Genomic DNA, 3,132 nt, shown 5'->3' on the forward strand with positions numbered 1-3,132 from the left:
GAGGGCTGGGGTGAGGGTAAAGCGGCCACAAAAAAAGGCGACCTCAGTGGATCGCCTTTTTCACGCCTGCTTAAACCTTACTGCCCGCTATAAATCTGATCAAAAACCCCACCATCATTAAAGTGGGTCTTCTGCACCGTACGCCAGTCACCAAAGGTCTTCTCCACCGAGAGGAAATCAACTTTCGGGAAACGATCGGTGTACTTCGCCAACACCGCCGGATCACGCGGACGCAGGTAGTTTGCCGCCGCAATTTCCTGACCTTCCGGCGACCACAGGTACTTCAGGTACTCATCCGCCGCCGCGCGCGAACCTTTCTTGTCGACCACTTTATCGACCACCGATACCGGCGGCTCGGCCTCAGCCGAAACACTCGGGTAGACGACTTCAAACTGATCACGACCAAACTCGCGAGCAATCATTTCCGCTTCGTTTTCGAAGGTCACCAGCACGTCGCCGATCTGGTTGGTCATGAAGGTCGTGGTGGCGGCGCGGCCACCGGTGTCCAGTACCGGCGCTTGCTTGAACAGTTTGCCGACGAAGTCTTTGGCCTTGTTCTCATCGCCACCGTTCTTCAGCACATAACCCCAGGCCGACAGATAGGTGTAGCGGCCGTTACCCGAGGTTTTCGGGTTTGGCACGATCACTTGCACGCCGTCCTTGAGCAGATCCGGCCAGTCTTTCAGGGCTTTCGGGTTGCCTTTGCGCACAATGAACACCGTGGCCGAGGTGAACGGCGCGCTGTTGTTCGGCAGACGCGTGACCCAGTTCTCCGGCACCAGTTTGCCGTTGTCGGCGAGGGCGTTGATGTCGGTGGCCATGTTCATGGTGATGACGTCAGCCGGCAGGCCATCGATCACCGAGCGCGCTTGCTTGCTCGAACCGCCGAAGGACATCTGCACGGTGATGTTTTCGTTGTGCTCGGCCTGCCAGTGTTTCTGGAACGCAGTGTTGTAGTCCTTGTAGAAATCGCGCATCACGTCGTAGGAAACGTTGAGCAGCGTCGGGGCTGCCTGAGCGATGTTGGCCAAGGCCAGGCCGGCGGCGAGAAGTGAGGCGCCAAAGAGTTTTTTCACTGCGCATTCCTTGTTATCTATTTATGTAGGAGCTGCCGAAGGCTCGGGCCGCGTTCGGACGATCTTTTGATCTTTTGATCTCATAAAAACAAGATCAAAAGATCGCAACCTGCGGCAGCTCCTACAGGGGGGTGATGTTCAATTGCCACTGACTATAACGGGGTGCGCATAGTCGTTTAAAGATTAAAAAGCTCTTTGCTTATTCCAGTTTCTTGAACAATGCATTGCCGCATCGCGAGCAAAACGCCGCACCATGTTCATGGCTGTTTTTCTTGCACACCGGGCAGTCGTGTTGCAACTGTTCGCCGCGCATGGCGTTGGCCAGTTCGGCGGTGAAAATCCCCGTCGGCACGGCGATGATCGAGTAACCGGTGATCATCACCAGCGACGAAATCACCTGGCCCAGCGGGGTCTTCGGTACGATGTCGCCGAAACCCACGGTGGTCAGCGTGACGATCGCCCAATAGATGCCTTTGGGAATGCTGGTGAAACCATGCTCCGGGCCTTCGATCACGTACATCAAGGTGCCGAACACCGTCACCAAGGTGCAGACGCTGACCAGAAACACAACGATTTTCTGCTTGCTGCCGCGCAGCGCCGACATCAGGTAATTGGCTTGCTTGAGGTACGGGCTGAGCTTGAGCACGCGGAAGATCCGCAGCATGCGGATGATCCGAATGATCAGCAGGTACTGCGCATCGCTGTAATACAGTGCGAGGATGCCGGGCACGATTGCCAGTAAATCCACCAGCCCGTAAAAGCTGAAGGCGTAGCGCAACGGCTTGGGCGAACAGTACAGGCGCAGGATGTACTCGCCGAGAAAGATGATCGTGAAGCCCCACTCGATGTAGGCCAGCACGTCGGCGTAGTTCTGGTGAATGCTGTCGATGCTGTCGAGCATCACGATCACCAGACTGGCGAGGATGATCAACAGCAGGATGCCGTCGAAGCGACGCCCGGCGCGGGTGTCGCTCTGGAAAATCATCACGTAAAGCCGTTCGCGCCAACTGTTGCTGCTGTCCATGGATAACGCCTGAATCGAAGATCAGCGCAGCCTAGGTTGATTCTCCCCATGAGCGCAAGGCGCACGCTCGACGATGGCTTTGCCAAGCATCTGGATGCCGGCGCGGATCAGCCAGCCGGCGAGGATGAACGGCGCGGTCAGGGTCGCAAGGCCAACCGCCGCAAACAACGGCGTAACCAGCAACGCGAGGACGATTCCGAGCAGCGGCAGCCACGGTTGTTGGCGCTGCGCGGAGAAGGCGAGGGCGGCGAGCACGGCGTTGTAGCTGCCGAGTCCTGACAGCGCAGCGCTGGTTTCGTGGTGCAGCAGGCTCGAACCGAGGCCGATCGCCGAGGCGAGCATTGCCCAGCAAAACGCCCGGCGATCAGCGATCAACAGACCTATGGCGATCAACGCGCCGGCCAGTGGATGACCGAGGAACATCACCTGACCCAGGCCACGCAGTTCAGCGGCGAGCAGGTTCAGTGTGTTCATTTCGACATGCGCGACAGGCGCCGACGGTTCGGCGAATAGCAGCAATACCCAGCTCATCGCCACGAACGGCGAGGTGTAGGCCGGTATGGATCGACTGCTGTACACATGTTTGAGCCATTGTTGCGTGACCATTGCGCTCAGGCCGCCAGCGGCGAGAATCAGCGGCGGCAGCAGCGGCGACCACGGGAAATACAGGCTCAGCAACAGACCGAGCAAGATGCCGTTGTAGCTGAACAGTCCAGCCTGGCGATCAGCCTTGGCGTAGTTGCGCCGTTGTGCGGTGAGCAAACCGGCGACGGCACCGAGCAGCGCACCGGCGAACAGCACAGGTGCGGTCAGCAGGATCGCCAACAGGCACAGCAGGCCGCACAGCGGGTGGCGCTGGAGGAATATTTGACTGAAACCGTTGAGCAAAGCCTCGGCCCAGTCGGGGCAGTGGGTGTTGAAATGATTGGCAGGCATGTTGAGAAAATCTGGGCAGCTGATCGTTCCCACGCTCTGCGTGGGAATGCCTCAAAGGACGCTCTGCGTCTGCTCTTGGGACGCAGAGCGTCCCGG

The 3,132-nt window shown here is 58.5% G+C and carries 3 protein-coding genes; all 3 read right to left on the reverse strand.

Going from position 1 to position 3,132, the window contains the following annotated elements:
- Window positions 1-77: 77 nt before the first annotated feature.
- The 3 genes from PMI23_RS28250 to PMI23_RS28260 all read right to left on the reverse strand — a co-directional run bounded on the left by PMI23_RS28250 (window position 78) and on the right by PMI23_RS28260 (window position 3,036).
- Window positions 78-1,076 carry a sulfate ABC transporter substrate-binding protein gene (locus PMI23_RS28250; RefSeq protein WP_007950301.1) on the reverse strand — a complete coding sequence of 333 codons (999 nt, stop codon included), beginning with the start codon at window positions 1,074-1,076 and terminating at the stop codon, window positions 78-80.
- A 199-nt stretch (window positions 1,077-1,275) separates the two neighbouring features.
- A complete protein-coding gene (locus PMI23_RS28255; RefSeq protein ID WP_007919942.1) occupies window positions 1,276-2,100 on the reverse strand; it encodes an ion transporter in 825 nt (274 codons plus the stop codon).
- A gap of 21 nt (window positions 2,101-2,121) precedes the next feature.
- The gene (locus tag PMI23_RS28260) at window positions 2,122-3,036 is read right to left on the reverse strand and encodes an urea transporter (protein ID WP_007919941.1); all 915 of its coding nucleotides are present in this window, start codon (window positions 3,034-3,036) and stop codon (window positions 2,122-2,124) included.
- Window positions 3,037-3,132 lie beyond the last annotated feature (96 nt).

The organism is Pseudomonas sp. GM24 (assembly GCF_000282235.1).
GTDB lineage: Bacteria > Pseudomonadota > Gammaproteobacteria > Pseudomonadales > Pseudomonadaceae > Aquipseudomonas.

Excerpts from the sequence above, each read along its gene's own strand:
- PMI23_RS28255 (WP_007919942.1), bottom strand. The coding sequence starts at position 2,100 with ATGGACAGCAGCAACAGTTGGCGCGAACGGCTTTACGTGATGATTTTC.
- PMI23_RS28260 (WP_007919941.1), bottom strand. The coding sequence starts at position 3,036 with ATGCCTGCCAATCATTTCAACACCCACTGCCCCGACTGGGCCGAGGCT.